Origin of the sequence: Pseudocoprococcus catus, from assembly GCF_019734885.1 — a bacterium.
GTDB lineage: Bacteria > Bacillota > Clostridia > Lachnospirales > Lachnospiraceae > Coprococcus_A > Coprococcus_A catus.
In genome coordinates, this window is the sequence record NZ_JAAXCM010000021.1 from 89,005 (window position 1) to 107,495 (window position 18,491).

An 18,491-nucleotide genomic window follows, 5' to 3' on the forward strand; every position below is an offset into this window, starting at 1 on the left:
GGAGATATGAAAATAGCAGAAATTAGAAATCTCAGTTATAGTTATAGAGAAAATTGTGGACAGAAAAAGGCTGTATTGAATGTTTCTTTTGATATTGATGAAGGGGAGTGCCTTGGCTTGATTGGAGAGAGCGGCAGTGGTAAAAGTACAATTGGCTCATTGATAGGAAATTTTCTGACAGGGTATGAAGGAAGTATCCATTTGATGTCTAATGAAAAAGAATTGGCAGACATGTCAAAAAAGGAACGGCATGATTTGTATAGGGATATACAGGTGGTATTTCAGAATCCCTGGCAGTCTTTCCCGCCTAATATGTGTGTAGGAGAAGGTATTGCAGAAGGTATTCGATATTACGGTCGAGGATTAGCTTCAGATCAGAAAAAGTTAAAAGAGAAGGTGTTGGAGACCATGCATCTTGTGGGACTATCCGCATCTTACTATCAAAAGAAATGCAGAGAGCTGAGTGGTGGAGAGTGCCAGAGGGCAGCTATTGGGCGTGCGATTATTCGATCACCGAAGCTACTTATTTGCGATGAAGTGACAAGTGCATTGGATGTGTCGATTCAGGCACAAATTATGCAGCTTTTATTTTCACTGAAAAAAGAGATGGGGATGGCAATGCTTTTTATTTCCCATGATCTTGCACTGGTAGGCGGTATCTGTGATCGGGTCTGTGTCCTGCATGATGGCCAGTTAGTGGAGGAATTGCCGGGAGGCAGGGAAATGTATGAGAAAGCAGAACATCCATATACAAGATTACTGATGAAGTCAGTGCTGGATATTATATAGAAAATTTGTAACTGTTCAGAGCCAAGCAAAATTTCAAAAAACAGGTATAAAATGCGTAGCATTTTGGAGGTTGGCTCTGAACAGTTACAAAAACTTTAAGAACATCGCTTACATTGATATCGGTACATGATAGTGTATTGATTGCATGTACGGTGTTCTTTTTTTACGAATTCATTTGTTGTCAGAACAGTATATGGACGGTATAATGGGACTATATGCAGAGGAATTTTGGGCATAGTTTGATAATTGTGTTAGTTTGATTCACAGGTAATTGCAGAATATAAAGCATTTTTGATGGCTTTAAAAGACTGAGAAGGTACAATTACCGTGAAACGAAAGGATGGATTTTCGTGAATTTCTGTTATGATGTTTTGAACTATAAGTACCCATCAAGGCGGGAGGTGATCTACGGGCGAAAGGGCATGGTCTGTACATCTCAGTCGCTGGCAGCCCAGGCCGGACTGGATATTATCAAGGCCGGAGGCAATGCGGTGGATGCGGCGTTGGCCACGGCGTCCTGTATGATCGTGCTGGAGCCAACATCCAATGGCTTCGGCAGTGATGCTTTTGCGCAGGTCTGGATGGACGGGAAGCTTTATGGACTTAATGCCAGCGGTTTTTCGCCGGCTTTGCTGACGAGAGAGGCGTTGATGGATAAAGGCTATGAACAGATGCCGAAGTTCGGCTGGGAACCTGTGACAGTCCCGGGAGCTGTTTCCGGATGGAAGAAACTGCACGACCGGTTCGGGACATTATCCTGGGAGCAAATCTTTGAACCGGCGATTCGCTATGCGGAGGAAGGCTATGTGGTGACGCCGGTGATCTCCAAAATGTGGCGTCAGGCATGGGATAATTATGAAGAAAGCCTTTCACCTAAATTGTTTGAGGAATGGAGGAAAGTCTTTGCCCCGGATGGTCATACACCCCGGGCCGGAGAGATCTGGTCATCCAAAGCCCATGCGGAGACATTCAGGGAATTGGCGGCAACGGATTGCGAGAGCCTGTACAGAGGCCGCCTGGCGGATGAAATAGACAGCTATTCAAGGACAACCGGCGGTTATTTGCGAAAAGGGGATCTGGCAGCCTATGAGGCCGAATGGGTACAGCCAGTGAGCACTTCCTACAGAGGTTATGATGTGTGGGAAATACCGCCGAACGGTCACGGCATTGTTGCACTGATGGCTTTGAATATCATGGAATGTATGCAGTTTGCGGCCGGCCATGACAGTGAAGAAGTGGTTCACAGGCAGTTGGAGGCCATGAAACTGGCCTATTCGGATGGGCAGCAGTATATTGCAGATCCCCGAAGTATGAAAGTAACGACGGAGCAAATGCTGTCGAAGGTCTATGCTGCTTACCGTGCGGCCAATATTGGTCAGCGTGCAGCCAAACCGCAGTACGGGAATCCTGCCAGCGGCGGTACGATTTATCTGTGTACAGCGGACGGCGCAGGCAATATGGTCAGTTTTATTCAGTCTAATTACTGCAATTTCGGTTCAGGGATTGTAGTGCCGAAAACAGGCATTGCACTTCAGAATAGAGGATTCAATTTTTATATGGACCCGGAAAGTGCCAATTGTGTCGGTCCGCATAAGAAAACCTATCATACCATTATCCCGGGATTTCTGACCAGAAATGGCAAAGCCATCGGCCCTTTTGGTGTCATGGGCGGTTTTATGCAGCCTCAGGGGCATGTACAGGTGATGATGAATCTCATAGATTTTCATATGAATCCCCAGGAGGCGCTGGATGCCCCGAGATGGCAGTGGACAGGTGATATGAATATTGAGATTGAACAGGGCTTTCCGATGGATATGGCAGGTCGATTAAAAGCCAGAGGACATCATGTGACGGTGGCCACAGACAGCATGGATTTTGGCCGGGGACAGTTGATCTTCAGAGATGAGAATGGCATACTGACCGGAGCAACAGAACCAAGAGCCGGCGGCGCTGTAGCAGCCTGGTAGAAGCTGACAGTTGGTTAAGGTAAGAGATAATAAGAGCTGGAAGGTTCTGGATCAGGGAATTGAAGCATTGATGGTTTTGGGGGAAGTCAACAGTACAGAGCGTTTTAAACGACTCAGTATCCGACGGATGCCGAAGGTATCTGTGGGTGTTTCCATAGAAAGCGGATTGATGGATTTGACTATTACGCTGGATGACATGACCCGTGAAGAGCTTTTGGAGGTTTTGAAATGCAGGAAGCCTTGCTTTCATTTGAGAACCAGAACACTGAATAGCATTAGAAAATTACAGGATGATGGAAACTCTGGTGAAAAAGATTGAGGAAGATTGAAAAAAATTCAAAAAAACTGTTGACAAATCGTTCACTATGAGGTAAGATTAATAGCGTCGCTGGTGCAAACGAGCGACGGTAAGCCCAGATAGCTCAGTCGGTAGAGCAGAGGACTGAAAATCCTCGTGTCACTGGTTCGATTCCGGTTCTGGGCACGCAGGTGTAGTTCAATGGTAGAACATCAGCCTTCCAAGCTGAATACGTGGGTTCGATTCCCATCACCTGCTTTGAAATGAATATTTTATTTATTATGCGCGAGTGGCTCAGTTGGTGGAGCACGACCTTGCCAAGGTCGGGGTCGCGGGTTCGAGTCCCGTCTCGCGCTCTTTTTATATACAAAAGGTATCCTAAAAGGATACCTTTTGTATATAAACGAGTCCTGCCGGAATCGAACGGTTCGAGGTCTCCGCTCTGCTCCGGTCGGTGCAGAACCGACATCCACCGGATGTCGTGCACCGTCTCGCGCTCAAACAGAAAGAAGTTAGAATCGATATATATGCAAGAGTCCTGCCGAATTCGAATGTTCAAGGGCAGGATTGTGTTTTTTTGTTTTATAAGAGATGAGGGAGTAGCAGGAGTGGTTTTTCTGCGTAACAAGTCAACATACTGGCCGTTGGCCTGGCTTGTTTTAAATAGCGAGACTCATGTATAACTGACAGGCTATACGTGCGTCTTGTGTGAATACAGAATGAATGACAGGTATAGTCGATGGGCTATACTTTTTTTATGTTGTCATAGGATTGATTGAGAGAGAAAAATTGGGAGGTTAGTATGAGTTGGAGTTTGGTTTTTGTGGTCAATAGTATTTTGCTTGGTGTAGGACTTGCGATGGATGCATTTTCAGTGTCTATGGCGAATGGTTTGAATGAACCGCATATGAAAAAAGGGAAGATGTTGGGGATTGCCGGGACTTTCGGTGGATTTCAGGCAGTGATGCCGATGATTGGGTGGATATGTGTCCATACGATCGTGGAATATTTTTTGTCTTTTGAAAAATTCATTCCTTGGATCGCACTCATTCTGCTGGGGTATATCGGTGGGCATATGATCTATGAGAGTGTCTGCCCCGGGGACAGTGAGGAAGAGGAAACAGGTGTCGGATTCTGGGCATTGATGGTTCAGGGGATAGCCACATCCATTGACGCACTGTCCGTAGGATTTACCATTGCTGAATATGACTGGCTGATGGCCCTGGTCTGTTCGCTGATTATTGCAGCCGTCACATTTGTTATCTGTATTGCAGGTCTTATCATTGGACGTAAATTCGGAACAAAGCTGGCAGGCAAAGCCCAGATATTGGGAGGTGTGATTCTGATAGGTATAGGTCTGGAAATCTTCATCAGCAATGTATTTTGAAATTGATTGAAAAGACAATTGGTGCTTTTTTCAGAACGGGTAGAAATGCGTTTTGCTTTTCTTGACAAAAACATATCTGTATGTTATCATGATAGCACGTTAGTAGAGTAAAGAGAGTGAATCGTGAAAACGTAAGATGGAGGCATTTATGAAAAAGGGTTTAGCTTTATGCATGGCTGCAGTATTAGCCATGGGATGTTTATTAACAGGCTGCGGCAGCAGTGATACAGGTGCAAAGTCAACAACAGGAAGTGTAGCGGCAGGCACGGAAGCAGCCGGAACAGAAACCGCAGGTACAGAGGCAGCCGGAACACAGACAACAGACGGTGAAAAGAAAACATTTACTGTTGGTTTTGATGCCAGCTTCCCGCCATATGGTTATCAGGAGAATGGCGAGTATGTCGGTTTTGACCTGGATCTGGCACAGGAAGTCTGTGACAGAAATGGTTGGGAACTTGTGAAGACTCCGATCGACTGGGATGCCAAGAATATGGAATTGAATTCAGGTGCTATTGATTGTATCTGGAACGGCTTTACGCTGAATGGCCGTGAAGATGATTATACATGGACACCTGCTTATATCAACAATACACAGGTATTTGCAGTCAACAAGAACAGCGGTATTACAAAGGCAGCTGATCTTGCAGGCAAGAACGTACTTGTTCAGGCAGATTCTTCAGCACTGGCAGCACTTCAGGATGAAGAGAATACAGATATCAAAGCTTTGGCAGATTCTTTCGGAAGCCTGACACAGGTACCGGATTATGAGAGTGCACTGATGGAGCTTGAAGCAGGTTCCGCAGATGCAGTTGCCATGGATGAAGGTGTTGCACTGACAAAACAGGCACAGAATGACAATATCGTGATCCTTGATGATGTGATCTCACAGGAACAGTATAGTATCGCCTTCAAGAAAGGCAATGATGAACTGAGAGATCAGGTATGGTCCACATTAGTTGAAATGGAGAAAGATGGCACTGTAGATAAGATTGCAGCGAAGTATCCATCAATCAATACAGCCAATATCTGCATCAGTGACAATGAATAAGAATTGAATAGAGCACCTTAGCTGCTGCAAAATTAATCAACGGATTTTGTTGCAGCTCTTTTGCTCTTATATAAGGAGGAAATGAGAATGACTGTCATGCAGATTGTCCAACAGCTGTTTAACAGTATGGGTATTACGATGGAAATCTTTTTTGTGACATTGGTCACATCGCTGATCCTTGGACTTGGTCTCGCTCTGGTGCGAATGTCAAAAAGCCGTGTGCTGTCACTGATTGCCAAATTTTATATTTCGGTTATGCGAGGGACGCCGCTGATGCTGCAGTTACTTGTGGTTTATTTCGGACCATTTTTTATTTTTGGCATGCAGATCACACCCTCCTATCGTCTGAAAGCCGTTTTGATCGGTTTTGCATTGAATTATGCAGCATATTTTGCTGAAATCTACAGATCCGGTATTGCGGCTATTCCGGTTGGACAGTATGAGGCAGCCAGATTGTTGGGATACAGCAAAACACAGACCTTTGTACATATTGTGATGCCGCAGGTGATTAAGCGTATTATTCCGCCGGTAGCCAATGAGACCATTACTCTGGTCAAGGATACCTCTTTAGCCTTTACACTGGCGGTGGCAGAGGTATTTACTGTGACAAAACAGCTGGTGGCTTCACAGTCCTCGGTGGTACCGTTTATTGTGGCAGGTATTTTTTATTACGTATTTAATCTGGTTGTTGCCGTATTTTTTGAATATCTTGAGAAGAGACTGAGTTATTACAGATAGGAGGAGAGCCCATGCGTTTACTGGAAATGAACCATATTAAGAAAAGCTTCGATGGGCAGGAAGTCCTGAAGGATATATCCATTCATGTGGATGAAGGAGAAGTCCTGAGTATCATCGGGCCCTCCGGTTCCGGAAAGTCCACGATGCTCAGATGTGCTACAATGCTTGAAACAATTGATGATGGAGAGATCATTTATCTTGGTGATGCGGCAGCTGTTAGTAGGGATGGTCATGCGGTCTATGCCAAGGCGGCGGATCTGAAGAAAATCCATAATTATTATGGACTTGTTTTTCAGAATTTCAATCTGTTCCCACATTATTCTGTATTGAAGAATATCACTGATGCGCCGATGAGGGTGCAGAAACGCGGGAAGGCGGAGGTTTATGCAGAAGCGAGAGAGCTTCTGAGGAAAATGGGGCTGGAAGACAGGGAGAAGGCCTATCCGTATCAGTTGTCCGGCGGACAGCAGCAGCGAGTCTCCATTGCAAGAGCGTTGGCGATGAAACCGAAGATCCTCTTCTTTGATGAACCGACTTCGGCGCTGGATCCGGAGCTGACAGGAGAAATCCTGAAAATCATCAAAGATCTGGCAGCGGAAAAGATGACAATGGTCATTGTTACTCATGAGATGAATTTTGCAAAAAATGTGTCGGATTATGTTGTTTTTATGGATAAGGGTATAATTGTTGAGGAAGGCAAACCGGAAGATGTGTTTAATTCCAAGAACCCTCGAATGAAGGAATTTCTTGGCAAATTTGAAGAGTAAATCAAAAATAGCGTAAAAAAAGGTTTTTTTTCGGCGTATTCAGTGGTATGATAGTCAATGCTGATAAAGTCGTGCATGTGCCCGGCTTGAAATAACAGTTACAGAAAGGATTTGTAAGACCATGTTATTTTGCAGTATAGAATTCATATTTCTGTTTATGCCGATTTTTTTGCTGATTTATTATACAGTTCCTGAAAAATATGGCAACCTGATACTGTTTCTGGGAAGCCTGTTTTTTTATGCCTACGGGGAACGAAAGTTTTTCTGGCTGATACTTGTGTCACTGGTGCTGCACTATGGACTGACCCGTTATGCAGAAGACAAAAGCCGAGAATGTCAGAGAGTATGTCTGATCCTTCTTCTCCTGTACGGTTTCGGGATGCTGTTTGTCTTCAAATATATGGACTTTTTTGCAGCCAACTGGAATCATCTGGCAGTCTGGCTGACGGACAGAGGCAGCAGCATTCAGCTGCCTCAGGTGACGGTGCCGAAAGTAGCACTGCCTCTTGGTATCAGCTTTTATACATTCCAGATTGCAGCATATGTTATTGATGTCTACAGAGGACAGGTGAAGCCGGAGAAACGTTTTATTGATCTGGGAGCGTTTTTGTGCATGTTTCCTCAGCTGATCGCAGGTCCGATTGTGCTGTATCACGATGTGGCTGCACAATTAAAAAAACGTGTTCTGAGCTGGCACCATATGGAAAATGGCATCAAGACATTTATTATCGGTCTGAGTCTGAAGATGCTTCTGGCCAATACATTTGGTACACTGTGGAATCAGGTACAGACAGCCGGTGTCAGTTCGGCGTCCGTTCCTATGGCATGGCTTGGGGCACTGGCCTATACATTTCAGATTTATTTTGACTTTCAGGGGTATTCCATGATGGCTATGGGCCTTGGAGAGATGTTGGGCTTTCGTATTCCGCGAAACTTCCGTCATCCTTACATGGCCACATCCGTGACAGATTTCTGGCGTCGTTGGCATATGACGCTCAGCAGCTGGTTTAAAAACTATGTTTATATTCCTCTGGGAGGCAGCCGACACGGAAAACTCCGCATGCTGTTTAATATGTTTGTTGTCTGGTCACTGACAGGACTGTGGCATGGTGCAGGATGGAATTTTGTCTTGTGGGGGCTGTATTATTTTGCCCTGCTGGCGATTGAAAAGCTGTTCCTATTGAAATTCTTTGAAAAATGTCCGGTTATCGGCTGGTGTTTTACATTTCCGGCAGTTGTGACAGGATGGGTGATTTTTGCATCGGATAACCTGACGGCCCTCAAAGCTTATCTCATGCAGATGTTCGGCCATCTGGGGGATATGAGCCAGTGGACGATGAACCTGGATCTGTTTTTCCAGACAGTTCATCAGTATGGTCTGTATCTGGTTCTGGCAGTTGTCTTTTCAGTATCATGGCCTTATACAAAATACCGTGAGAACAAGAACAGACTGATCACGGTTGTGATCCTGCTCATTTTATTCCTTTTATGTGTTTATAAAATGCAGACGGCAGCCAGCAATCCGTTTTTATATTTCAGATTTTAGGAGGTGCAGAAGATGAGTAGTTTTATCAGTTGGGTGAAAAAATATCCGATGACAATGCTTTTGATCATCTGCTGCCTCATCGGCGGTCCCTATTTTGGCGGTCAGCGTGTGATAGAAGCCTATGAAAATTATATGGGAAAAGCCAAGGGGGCGGACGTCCTCGAAGAATGGACACAGAAAGCGATGAGACAGCAGACGCTGATGAAAGTGGATGCTCAGGGAACCAAAGAGCAGCAGGTGGCTCAGAAAGGCGGTCCTTTTGTGGATGTGGATCAGAGTTATCTGGATGATGCGGTGTTTATCGGTGATTCCAGAACAGACACATTGAAAATGTACGCTGGCTGGGACAATGCCACCTATTATGTCAAGACCGGAACCAACATCTGGGATATCATGGATGTCGTGCCGGACGATGAGAATATTACCATCGATGAAGAGCTTCAGAAGCATCAGTTTGGCAAAGTCTATATTATGCTGGGGGTCAATGAACTGGGAACGGGAACTGCTGAAACCTATTACCAGCAGTTTAAGAAGGTCGTAGAGCGTATCCGGGAATTACAGCCTGATGCCCTGATTTTCGTAGAATCTATTATCCATGTCTCAGCGTTAAAAGATGCGGAAGGGACTGTCATCAACAACAAAGAAATCAACGCCCGAAACAAATGGCTCAAAAAACTGGCAGACAACAAAACCATCTTCTATCTGGACTACAATGAAGTCCTGGATGATGAGAATGGTGCATTAAAAGCTGACTCTACATTTGACGGTGTTCATCTGCAGGCAGACCAGCTTGAACCATGGAAAGAATACATCCTCAGCCATGGCGTTCAATAGAGCGGCCGCTTTCTGTTCTCTGAGCCGCCGTGGCTTCGGATGAGAAAAGGCTCCGTATGCGTGAGAGAGCTGCTTTTTTTATGGCAAACACAGATGGAATCTGCTAAAATATAGGTAAAAAGACTTCCAGGAGCGTTTTAGATGTTTTCGGGGACTATGGAAGCGTTTTGCACTATCTGAATTTACAGAAAGGGGTATTTTTATGGGGTTAAAGACGGTTGTTTTGAATTCTGAGCGTATGAATTATGACGGCAAGCTGGATCTGTCGGTTTTGTCATCTCAGGTGAAGGAGTATGCCTCCACGGAACCGGATCAGATCCTTGAGCGTGTTCAGGGGATGGATGTTGTGGTGACGAAGGAGATGCCGGTTTGCGGCGATATCATTGCACGTTTTCCGGATTCTGTCCAGTTGATCTGTGAAGCGGGAACGGGATATAACAATATTGACATTGAAGCGGCCAGAGCCAGAGGGATTGCCGTATGCAATATTCCGGCGTACAGCACAGAACGTGTGGCGCATACGGCCATCATGATGATTTTGAATCTCAGTTCTTCTATGCAGATCCAGCAGGCAATGCTGGCAAGGGGCGATAGAAGCAATTTTACAAAGTGCATGCAGGTCAGTCATGTGGAAGTCAACGGCAAGATCCTGGGGGTTATCGGAGCAGGAAACATTGGCCGTGAGGTGATCAAAGTGGCTCAGGCACTTGGCATGAAGGTGCTGGCTTATGCAAGGACACCAAGACCGGATGAAGATAATCTAAAGTTTGTTTCTTTTGAAGAACTGCTGAAACAGAGTGATTATATCAGTCTGCATTGTCCATTGACGCCGCAGACAAGACATATGATCAATAAAGAGACCATTGCTATGATGAAAACGACGGCGTATATTATCAATACAAGCCGCGGCGCCCTGATTGATGAGCCGGCGCTGATTGAGGCACTGCAGGAAGGCAGGATCGCCGGTGCAGGCCTGGATGTTCAGGAGACAGAGCCTCCGGTACAGGACAATCCGCTTTACGATATGCCAAATATTATCCTGACACCGCATATGGGATGGAAGGGGCTGGAGACCCGTCAGAGACTGGTATCTATTCTGGCTGCCAATATTCAGGCCTTTGATGAAGGAAGACCTCAGAATGTCGTCAGCTAGTTGCCAGAGAAAATTTCCTGAATTTAAGTAGAAAATGGCTTTTTAAAAAGGTTCTTTCATTAAAAAGGTTTGATTTCCTGCATATTTGTGGTAGAATAGCAATATTCGTATAAGAGATGGGGATTGTCCCATATCCTGGAATATTGAGATGCAGAGGTGCAGGAGAATGATGAATTATATAATTGTGTTTTTTATTTCTATGGTGCCGCTGATTGAACTCCGCGGCTCCATTCTTTATGCCACGGGAGTAGGGCTTCCGTTCCTTCCGGCTTATATAACGGCCATCATCGGCAATATGCTGCCGGTGCCATTTATCTTTTTGTTTGCCAGAAGGATATTGATCTGGGGATCAGATAAGCCTGTTATCGGCAGATTTTTCAGTTTTTGTCTTGAGAAAGGCGAGAAGGGCGGCAAGAAGCTTCAGGCCAAGGCAGGCCGGGGACTTTTTGTGGCACTGCTTCTGTTTGTAGGCATTCCGTTGCCGGGAACCGGTGCCTGGACGGGGACTTTGGCAGCCAGTCTTCTGGATATGGACTTTAAGTCCAGCGTGACAGCTATTATGTGTGGTGTGCTCCTTGCAGGCATTATTATGGGCGCTGCGGGCGCAGGTTTATTTGGAGCGATTGGTGCATTATTTGGTTAGAAATTTCAAACGAGAGAGAGGAAAGAGCTAATGATAAACATGTTGTTAACCGGCGTGCCGGCGAATATAATGGCACTGGCCGGCCTGGTATTTGCTTTTGTTATGACCTGTCTGCTGCTTGCCAGGTGCAATGACAGACTGCCGAAGGATCAGGGAAGAGAATTCGCTGTCAACGGCGCATTGTCCGCAGGTAAACCAAGAGGTGCCGGATTTATATTTATTCTTGTATTTATTGCAGCTGTTGTACTGTTTTGTGAACTGAATACAGAGATCATCATTTATCTTGTTTTGTTGGCTGCAGCCATGATGACAGGATTTCTGGATGACTGTTCCAGAGCACCATGGGGAGAACTTAAGAAAGGGCTTCTGGATTTTGCAATTGCAGTCATGGTAGCGGTTACATTTCTGAATTTCAACAGCAGCGTTGTAGACTTTGCGATTTTCGGCGGCAGTATCACGATTCCGCCGGTGATCTTCGGCATCCTGACAGTTGTGCTTGTATGGGTGTCCATCAACGTCACAAACTGTAGTGATGGTGTTGATGGTCTGTCAGGTACACTGACGATCATTACGCTGATCAGTTTATATATGGTCGATCAGATCAAGGGCACAGATCCTGTATTCTCACATACGATCCTGCTTTTTGTGATTTGTATTCTGGCTTATCTCTGGTTTAATGCCACTCCGAGCAAACTGATGATGGGTGATGCCGGTTCCAGAGCCATGGGCTTTTTTATCAGCATTGCAGCATTGAAGACAGGCAGTCCGTTTATCTATATTCCGGTAGCCATTGTGCTGATCCTGGACGGTGGTCTTGGCCTTCTGAAAGTTTCTCTGTTGAGATTCCTGAAAATCAAGATTCTCGTGAACACCAGAACACCGCTGCACGACCATGTCCGTAAGGTAATGGGATGGTCTAATACACAGGCTGTCTTCAGATTTGCGATTATTCAGATTATGATTTCAGCGGCAGCTATTTATTTGATTATGTAAGTGATTTGATGACAAAAGGCCGGTTACGGATGAGATTTACCCAGTGTTCTGGATACATCTCATCCGTAACCGGCCTCTTTGTATACTTCAGAGTGGGTGCTGTATATCCGATGTGAACCCATATGTATGATATTGCATCTTGATATTGTAATATATTCATACACAACTTGGATTATAGTCAATTATAAAACGTGGACTAAAGTCATATAATAATTGTATTATAGTCAAAAGGCGGAAAATGTATGAAAGGATGCATTGGCAAAAGGATCAAAGATCTGAGAAAGAAAAATCAGATGACACAGGAACAGCTGGCAGAAGCTGTAGATGTGGATATCAGTTATATAAGCAAAATAGAGAACAATCATGTACGCAATATCAGTCTGTCTCTTGCATGCGAACTGGCAGCAGTTTTGCAGGTCTCCCTCAGTTATCTGGTAGGCGAATCTACAGAAAGCCAGACTATGGATGAAGAGATGTCAAGAAAATATGAAGCGTGCACAGACGAGCAAAAACGAATTCTACTAAAAATTGCTGACATACTGCATGAAAGCAAATAGAAACTTGAGAAACTCGCGTAGCGGGTTTCTCATAGTTTTGGATTCTTTATAGATAGACAGGGATGCACACTTTTTATTATGCCAGCCCTCTTAAATAGACAATTCCATATCGCCTTTTTTGATCATATTGTGTTTGCGCATGGCTTCTGAGAAGACAAGGGTGACAATGGCCGGCAGGATAAAATGGAACAGAAGGATCTTGATCAGAACGGAAACAGGATTTTCTGAGACGGTCATTGTCTGCCATGTCATGATCTGTCCAACCAGACCGGAGGTGCCCATGCCGCTTCCGGTGGCATTGTTGGTCATACCAATCCATTTGCTGATGGCGATAGGCCCGAGGATGGCAGATGAGAGAATCTCAGGGATCCAGATCTGTGGATGTCTGACAATATTCGGAACCTGCAGCATGGAAGTGCCGATACCCTGGGCCAGAAGGCCGCCGACGCCGTTTTCCCTGAAGCTGGCAACGGCAAACCCCACCATCTGGCAGCAGCAGCCGATGGTTGCAGCACCGGCTGCCGGGCCGGTCAGGCCGAGAATGATGCCAAGAGCAGCAGAACTGATCGGCAGTGTCAGTACCATACCCATGATGACGGAAACGACGACTCCCATGATCAGCGGCTGCTGAACGGTGCCCCAGTTAATGACATCACCAAGCTTTGTCATGATGGCAGAAACCGGAGGCCCTACAATGATACCTGCAGCACCGCCGGTGATGATCGTTACTGCCGGTGTGATCAGAAGATCCAGCTTCGTTTTGCCTGCAGGCAGGGAACCGATGGCAATGCCGGCAAGAGCTGCGATAAAAGCGGAGAGCGGATCACCGGGACCGCTGTAGACAAGGGCACCATCGGAGAGAATGGAACCGGAGATAATAGCAGTTGCATAGGCACCGATCATACCTGCAGCGGCAGCTGATAGTGTAACATAAGTTGAGGACTTATACTTGTAGGCAACACCGATACCAATGCCGGCGCCGGTGAGACGCTGGGCTATAACGGCGAAAACACCGAGATAATAGCCGAAATCTCCGCCGATCAGATCGGCAATCTGTTTCAAAATCGTACCGATGATCAGTGTGGAAAACAGGCCGAGGGCCATGCCGCTCAGCCCGTCAATAAAAATCAAATTTAAAAACTTCTTAATTGTTGACATAGAAAAACTCCCTGTATACACATATGTCTTGTCAGGAATTGCCAAATAAAAAGGTTGACCTTATGCGCGAACAAGGTAACCTTTTTCACGAAGTGCACGTTCGATATTGTCCAACATGACTTCGGATCGGGCTTCAACTGTGTGATAATGGGTGCCGCCTGCGATGATATTCAGCGGTTTGGCATTGGAATGCTTCAAACGGTCACAGAATTCTGCCACATCCCGACGGTTCTCCAGAATGAGATTGGCTGTGATTTGCCCGTAAATCTCATGTTCAATGATGACATCAAGCACCTTGCCGCCGTTGTCAACAATGGTATTCAATTCATCTGCAATGGCATCATCGCTGTGGTTGACACAGTAAATCCGGTGACAGGCTTCCGTCTGCTGACTGTACAGAACATATCCCTTCGTTGTGGCGAGAATATCCTTATTCACTGCACGCAGCAGCGCAATATCCTGAACAATAACCTGACGGCTGACACCAAGTGAACGGGCCAGGGCACTTCCCGAGATAGGAGCTGTGCTGTCCCTCAGCATCTGCAGAAGCTGTTCGCGCCTTGCTTCACCTTCCTGCATATAAATCCTCCTTCCTGTATATGTACTGCCCGGACAAACATCAGCATCTGCATGCATCTGATCTATATGAATCCAATCTGCAAGCATCAGGAAGAAATGCCTGTGGGCAAAATCCTTATGACTAATATGATAACTTTAAAATCATATTTTGTAAAGAAAAAAGATATGATATAATGGGGAAGAGGTGAATAATAAAATGAGATACTATAATCAGACAAACTACCCCCATGTTCCATATCCGACACTGACAGATCTTCCTGAACTGGGACGTTCAGATACAACCGTCAGAGATGCGGGCTGTGGCCTCTGCGCTTCATGTATGGTTGTTGAGAATATGACAGGCAGGGAATTCCCATTGATCGACTGTCTGGAACTTTCCATCAATGTCAATGCCAACCACAGTCCGGGCACAGACTTAACCGTCCTTGGACCGTATATTGCAGAACGCTTTGACCTGGATCTTGTGATCACAGATGATCCTGAGCTTCTGAGAGCGCATCTGAAGAAAGGCTATATGGCCGTTGCATGCTCTGCAGGGGACAGACCGGAAGAAGATTATATCGGTGTATTCTCACATGGCGGGCACTTTATCGCTGTTGTGGGTATCGAAGAAGACGGCGAGCATATCACAGTCCTTGACCCGTCATTAATGCCGGATAAATATCAGGAAGACGGCCGTCGTGACAAGGTCATTGTCAACGGCAACGTCCTTCATACAACCATGAAGGTTCTGGCAGAAGACTGTCGTTACAGAGAAATCAAATACTATGCAGACGGCGACTTCAAGAAATGGCTGGAGCAGGAAGAACCGGATGCCAACAAAGACCGTTACTTCCTTTTCAGCCCTAAAGCATCCGAGAGCAGATAAACCGAATCAATATCATCAATTTTGGAGAATGATATGTACAAAACTCTGCAGGGGCAGTATCCGGTTATCTTTCTCACATGCCGGATAAAAGAATAGCCAGGGAATAAAAATAATCGTCCACGGGCAGGTGCTTCTGCCTGTGGACGATTATTTTTATTCCCTTCAAGGACTATTGAGTATTCACAAACAATTTTACTTATAGAATGCCACGAATGCGTTGTAGGCTTCGTAGACGTCCATCTTGGATACGATTTCCATTGGTGCATGCATGGATATAACCGGTACGCCCAGATCGACAACATCGATGTTCATACCTGCGATGAACTGTGCAACAGTACCGCCGCCGCCTTCATCGACTTTGCCAAGTTCGCCGGCCTGCCAGTAAACGTTGTGGGCTTCCATGATGCCGATGACTTTGGACATGGTTTCTGCGCTGGCGTCACTGGAGCCGCTTTTGCCTCTCGCACCTGTGTATTTGGTCAGAACACAGCCTTTGCCCAGGTAGCAGGAGTTGCCCGGTTCATAGACATCAGGGAATGTCGGATCGAAAGCAGCGCTGACGTCAGAAGACAGACACAGTGCGTTTTGGATCATATCTTTGTAGGAAATGCCGGCGTTTTCAGCCAGATATTCCAGATAATGGCGGACATAATCGGAGTGAAGACCTGTATTGCCCACGGAACCGATTTCTTCCTTATCTGTAAGAATCGTAACGGTTGTATATGTAGGATGCAGTGTGTCTAATTCTGCACGGAGTGCCGGGTAAGCACATACACGGTCATCGTGGGCTGCGGATGCGATCAGGCTTCGGTCGAAACCGACATCACGGGCAGGACCAGCAGCGACGACTTCCAGTTCAGCACGGTAGAAATCTGCTTCAACAATGCCGTATTTCTCATTCAGAATGGTAAGAACCTTCAACTTGACAGGATCTTTCAAGCCTTTCTCAGGATATGGGATGGAACCGATCAGGATATTCAGTTCTTCACCTTTGAGGCCTTCTGCCAGAGAACGCTGATTCTGTCTTGCGGACAGATGCGGCAGCAGGTCGCTGATATAGAAAACAGGATCGGCAGGATCTTCACCGATATTCACTGTAACAGCCTCGCCGTTCTTCTTGTAAATCACACCGTGAAGAGAAAGAGGAATAGTTGCCCACTGATACTTGCGGATGCCGCCATAGTAGTGTGTCTTGAAATAAGCAATATCATTCTTCTCATAGATCGGTGTCGGTTTCAGATCCAGTCTCGGTGCATCGATATGAGCAGCATTCAGACGGATACCTTCATCTAAAGGTGCAGTACCGAAAGTAGAGGCGATGATGGATTTGCCCCGGTTGTTGAAATAAACCTTATCGCCCGGTTGGTAGGAAGCCTTCGGGTCGAATTCTTTGTATCCGGCTTCTTTCAACATGCCTTCAGCTTTAGCGACACATTCGCGCTCTGTCTTGGCTTCAGACAAAAATGCCTTGTAAGGCTCACAAAAATCATAAGCTTCTTTGATGCGTTCAGGTGCATCCATGGCAACAGCAGGAAACTTCCATGTCAGTTCTTCCTGGAGCTGCTGTCCGATGGATTTCTCGTTCGTATTCTCCATTTCAAAAATCTCCTTAGTATTAGTATAAATAGAAATAGTCGGCGGGTTTTAATCCGGAAATCTGATCTGTTGTGCAGAAATGCGTTCCGGCGATTATAATAACTCGCTGATATAGTCCGTCGTCATGCGGACGGCCTGATCAATAAAGGCCTGAAGCGGCCCGTTGGTCAGCATGGCAATGCGTGTATTGCAGCTGTCGAAAGGTATTAGGATTCGACGTGCACTGCTGGCACCGATGGCCTGAGCCATGGCAGGTGTCAGTTCGCCGAGAATGGAATTGGCAACAACAATCGCTACAACACCCACGATGATATCTGAGCGTTCTGCATTGAGGATAATGGCGTTCTCACCTGTTGCTCCGTCGTTGGCGCCGCCTTTGAGCATATTGGAGGTGGCCAGAGAATTGGTTCCCAATGCGCGGATGGTGACAGGCAGATCCTTTGGCAGGACAGAAGTAAGGGACGAAATGTACTGGCGTCCGATACCGCCGCCTTGACCGTCAATCACACTGATCAATATATTTTTCTTTTGCATAAGTCATCCTTTCCGATAATAATTGCTCCTTTCAGTATAGCTTAAATAGAAGAAAAAAGCAATCACGCCGCCGTTAATCGAGAATATCTCTTGTCATTTCCTGATGGGTTTTCCGATAAAAAGTCACCTGATTGTTCAGATCACAGGTAGCCAGCAGGATATCTCCGAGATTGGAGATGTTCCGGATCTGCATCTGTTTATTCAGCCACTGGGTATCCTTGCCGGCATGCTGCAGATTTTTCTCCATAATATGGCCGTCAATGATAACATTGGCTACCAGAAATTCCTGCTCAGGTGCCAGTGTCAGATCCTCCGGGATTACAGGGCGCTTTTCTGATTTCGGGAGAAAACTCATACGGCCGTTGGGTTCCAGAATGATGGTCTGCAGATCCGACAGATTAAAATAGCCGTTGACCCGGCATTGAAGCAGCATTTCCGACAGATCAATCTTGCCCTTCAGCAGATTTTTTTCATAGATTGTATCATGATCCATCAGAATCAGCGGCTTGCCGGAGATCACACGGCGGGCGGCCATGGATTTGACAGAAATATAAGAAAGAACAATAGCAGCCAGGGCATAGACAATCATGGCGGTCAGGGGCAGCCACCAGTCTTTTTCAAGAGAAGTTGCCATTTCGGCGGCAATGGAGCCGATGGTAATGCCGTTGATATAATCAAACATGCTCATTTCAGACATCTGCCGGTAGCCCATGAGCTTGGTCAGGATAAAAAGAGCGATCAGAGAGCCAAGGGACAGAAGAATCACATTTAGAATAGCCATGTGTACACCTCCAAAAATATTGAATCTACATCTGGGAGTAGAAAATCATTTTCTTTACCATATGTAAACCAATAATGATGTTCATAATATGTGCAGGTGCAGGAAAAACTATTCAGTTGTTTTATAGTGATACACGATGTGTAATAATCACAGTTAAAAGATTTTGCAAAAATACATTGGAACAGTTGCAAGATAACCGGATTTAAGTGTATAATAAACTAAATTTGAGCAGATATTGATGCAAATTGCTTTGAA

19 protein-coding genes and 3 tRNA genes are annotated in these 18,491 nt (G+C 45.7%); 17 read left to right on the plus strand and 5 right to left on the minus strand.

Annotation, left to right across the window (positions count from 1 at the left end):
* Positions 1-6: 6 nt before the first annotated feature.
* The 16 genes from HED67_RS04400 (at position 7) to HED67_RS04475 (ending at position 12,720) form a co-directional block, all read left to right on the plus strand.
* On the plus strand, positions 7-789 hold the full coding sequence (locus HED67_RS04400; protein WP_215632520.1) for an ABC transporter ATP-binding protein: 783 nt from the start codon (positions 7-9) through the stop codon (positions 787-789).
* Between the two features lie 350 nt (positions 790-1,139).
* The gene (locus tag HED67_RS04405) at positions 1,140-2,756 is read left to right on the plus strand and encodes a gamma-glutamyltransferase family protein (protein WP_221717646.1); all 1,617 of its coding nucleotides are present in this window, start codon (positions 1,140-1,142) and stop codon (positions 2,754-2,756) included.
* A 10-nt stretch (positions 2,757-2,766) separates the two neighbouring features.
* The gene (locus HED67_RS04410) at positions 2,767-3,075 is read left to right on the plus strand and encodes an SNF2 helicase associated domain-containing protein (RefSeq protein ID WP_221717647.1); all 309 of its coding nucleotides are present in this window, start codon (positions 2,767-2,769) and stop codon (positions 3,073-3,075) included.
* Between the two features lie 92 nt (positions 3,076-3,167).
* Positions 3,168-3,240 (plus strand) — tRNA-Phe (locus HED67_RS04415).
* A 1-nt stretch (position 3,241) separates the two neighbouring features.
* A tRNA-Gly gene (locus HED67_RS04420) sits at positions 3,242-3,312 on the plus strand.
* A gap of 25 nt (positions 3,313-3,337) precedes the next feature.
* Positions 3,338-3,410: transfer RNA gene (locus tag HED67_RS04425), tRNA-Gly, on the plus strand.
* A 446-nt stretch (positions 3,411-3,856) separates the two neighbouring features.
* Positions 3,857-4,441, plus strand: coding sequence for a manganese efflux pump MntP (locus tag HED67_RS04430; RefSeq protein WP_221717648.1), 585 nt, complete (start codon positions 3,857-3,859; stop codon positions 4,439-4,441).
* A 148-nt stretch (positions 4,442-4,589) separates the two neighbouring features.
* Entirely contained in the window at positions 4,590-5,489 is a 900-nt protein-coding gene (locus HED67_RS04435; protein WP_221717649.1) for an amino acid ABC transporter substrate-binding protein, read from the plus strand.
* A gap of 87 nt (positions 5,490-5,576) precedes the next feature.
* On the plus strand, positions 5,577-6,227 hold the full coding sequence (locus HED67_RS04440) for an amino acid ABC transporter permease (RefSeq protein ID WP_178439162.1): 651 nt from the start codon (positions 5,577-5,579) through the stop codon (positions 6,225-6,227).
* 11 nt (positions 6,228-6,238) lie between these two features.
* Positions 6,239-6,994, plus strand: coding sequence for an amino acid ABC transporter ATP-binding protein (locus tag HED67_RS04445; RefSeq protein ID WP_178439158.1), 756 nt, complete (start codon positions 6,239-6,241; stop codon positions 6,992-6,994).
* Positions 6,995-7,115: 121 nt separating this feature from the next.
* Positions 7,116-8,540, plus strand: coding sequence for an MBOAT family O-acyltransferase (locus HED67_RS04450; RefSeq protein ID WP_221717650.1), 1,425 nt, complete (start codon positions 7,116-7,118; stop codon positions 8,538-8,540).
* A 12-nt stretch (positions 8,541-8,552) separates the two neighbouring features.
* Positions 8,553-9,374 carry a GDSL-type esterase/lipase family protein gene (locus HED67_RS04455; protein WP_221717651.1) on the plus strand — a complete coding sequence of 274 codons (822 nt, stop codon included), beginning with the start codon at positions 8,553-8,555 and terminating at the stop codon, positions 9,372-9,374.
* A gap of 202 nt (positions 9,375-9,576) precedes the next feature.
* Entirely contained in the window at positions 9,577-10,527 is a 951-nt protein-coding gene (locus HED67_RS04460; protein WP_221717652.1) for an NAD(P)-dependent oxidoreductase, read from the plus strand.
* A 166-nt stretch (positions 10,528-10,693) separates the two neighbouring features.
* Positions 10,694-11,170, plus strand: coding sequence for a COG2426 family protein (locus HED67_RS04465; protein WP_178439148.1), 477 nt, complete (start codon positions 10,694-10,696; stop codon positions 11,168-11,170).
* A 30-nt stretch (positions 11,171-11,200) separates the two neighbouring features.
* The gene (locus HED67_RS04470) at positions 11,201-12,163 is read left to right on the plus strand and encodes an MraY family glycosyltransferase (protein WP_178439145.1); all 963 of its coding nucleotides are present in this window, start codon (positions 11,201-11,203) and stop codon (positions 12,161-12,163) included.
* A gap of 242 nt (positions 12,164-12,405) precedes the next feature.
* Positions 12,406-12,720, plus strand: coding sequence for a helix-turn-helix domain-containing protein (locus HED67_RS04475; RefSeq protein ID WP_178439142.1), 315 nt, complete (start codon positions 12,406-12,408; stop codon positions 12,718-12,720).
* A gap of 90 nt (positions 12,721-12,810) precedes the next feature.
* Here HED67_RS04475 and HED67_RS04480 read toward each other — a convergent pair whose 3' ends face one another.
* Together HED67_RS04480 and HED67_RS04485 are read right to left on the minus strand one after the other, a co-directional pair.
* Positions 12,811-13,878 carry a PTS transporter subunit IIC gene (locus HED67_RS04480; RefSeq protein WP_178439139.1) on the minus strand — a complete coding sequence of 356 codons (1,068 nt, stop codon included), beginning with the start codon at positions 13,876-13,878 and terminating at the stop codon, positions 12,811-12,813.
* 60 nt (positions 13,879-13,938) lie between these two features.
* On the minus strand, positions 13,939-14,457 hold the full coding sequence (locus HED67_RS04485) for a transcription repressor NadR (protein WP_246612103.1): 519 nt from the start codon (positions 14,455-14,457) through the stop codon (positions 13,939-13,941).
* 196 nt (positions 14,458-14,653) lie between these two features.
* On the opposite strand from HED67_RS04485, the gene HED67_RS04490 reads away from it, so the two are divergent.
* The gene (locus HED67_RS04490) at positions 14,654-15,325 is read left to right on the plus strand and encodes a cysteine peptidase family C39 domain-containing protein (RefSeq protein ID WP_015513514.1); all 672 of its coding nucleotides are present in this window, start codon (positions 14,654-14,656) and stop codon (positions 15,323-15,325) included.
* Between the two features lie 192 nt (positions 15,326-15,517).
* Here HED67_RS04490 and HED67_RS04495 read toward each other — a convergent pair whose 3' ends face one another.
* The 3 genes from HED67_RS04495 to HED67_RS04505 form a co-directional block, all read right to left on the minus strand.
* On the minus strand, positions 15,518-16,921 hold the full coding sequence (locus tag HED67_RS04495) for an aminopeptidase (protein ID WP_178439133.1): 1,404 nt from the start codon (positions 16,919-16,921) through the stop codon (positions 15,518-15,520).
* Positions 16,922-17,014: 93 nt separating this feature from the next.
* Positions 17,015-17,455, minus strand: a complete 441-nt coding sequence (locus HED67_RS04500) for a DUF3842 family protein (protein ID WP_221717654.1) — start codon at positions 17,453-17,455, stop codon at positions 17,015-17,017.
* A 73-nt stretch (positions 17,456-17,528) separates the two neighbouring features.
* Complete coding sequence (locus HED67_RS04505) at positions 17,529-18,236, minus strand: DUF421 domain-containing protein (protein WP_221717655.1); 708 nt, start codon at positions 18,234-18,236, stop codon at positions 17,529-17,531.
* Positions 18,237-18,491: the final 255 nt, after the last annotated feature.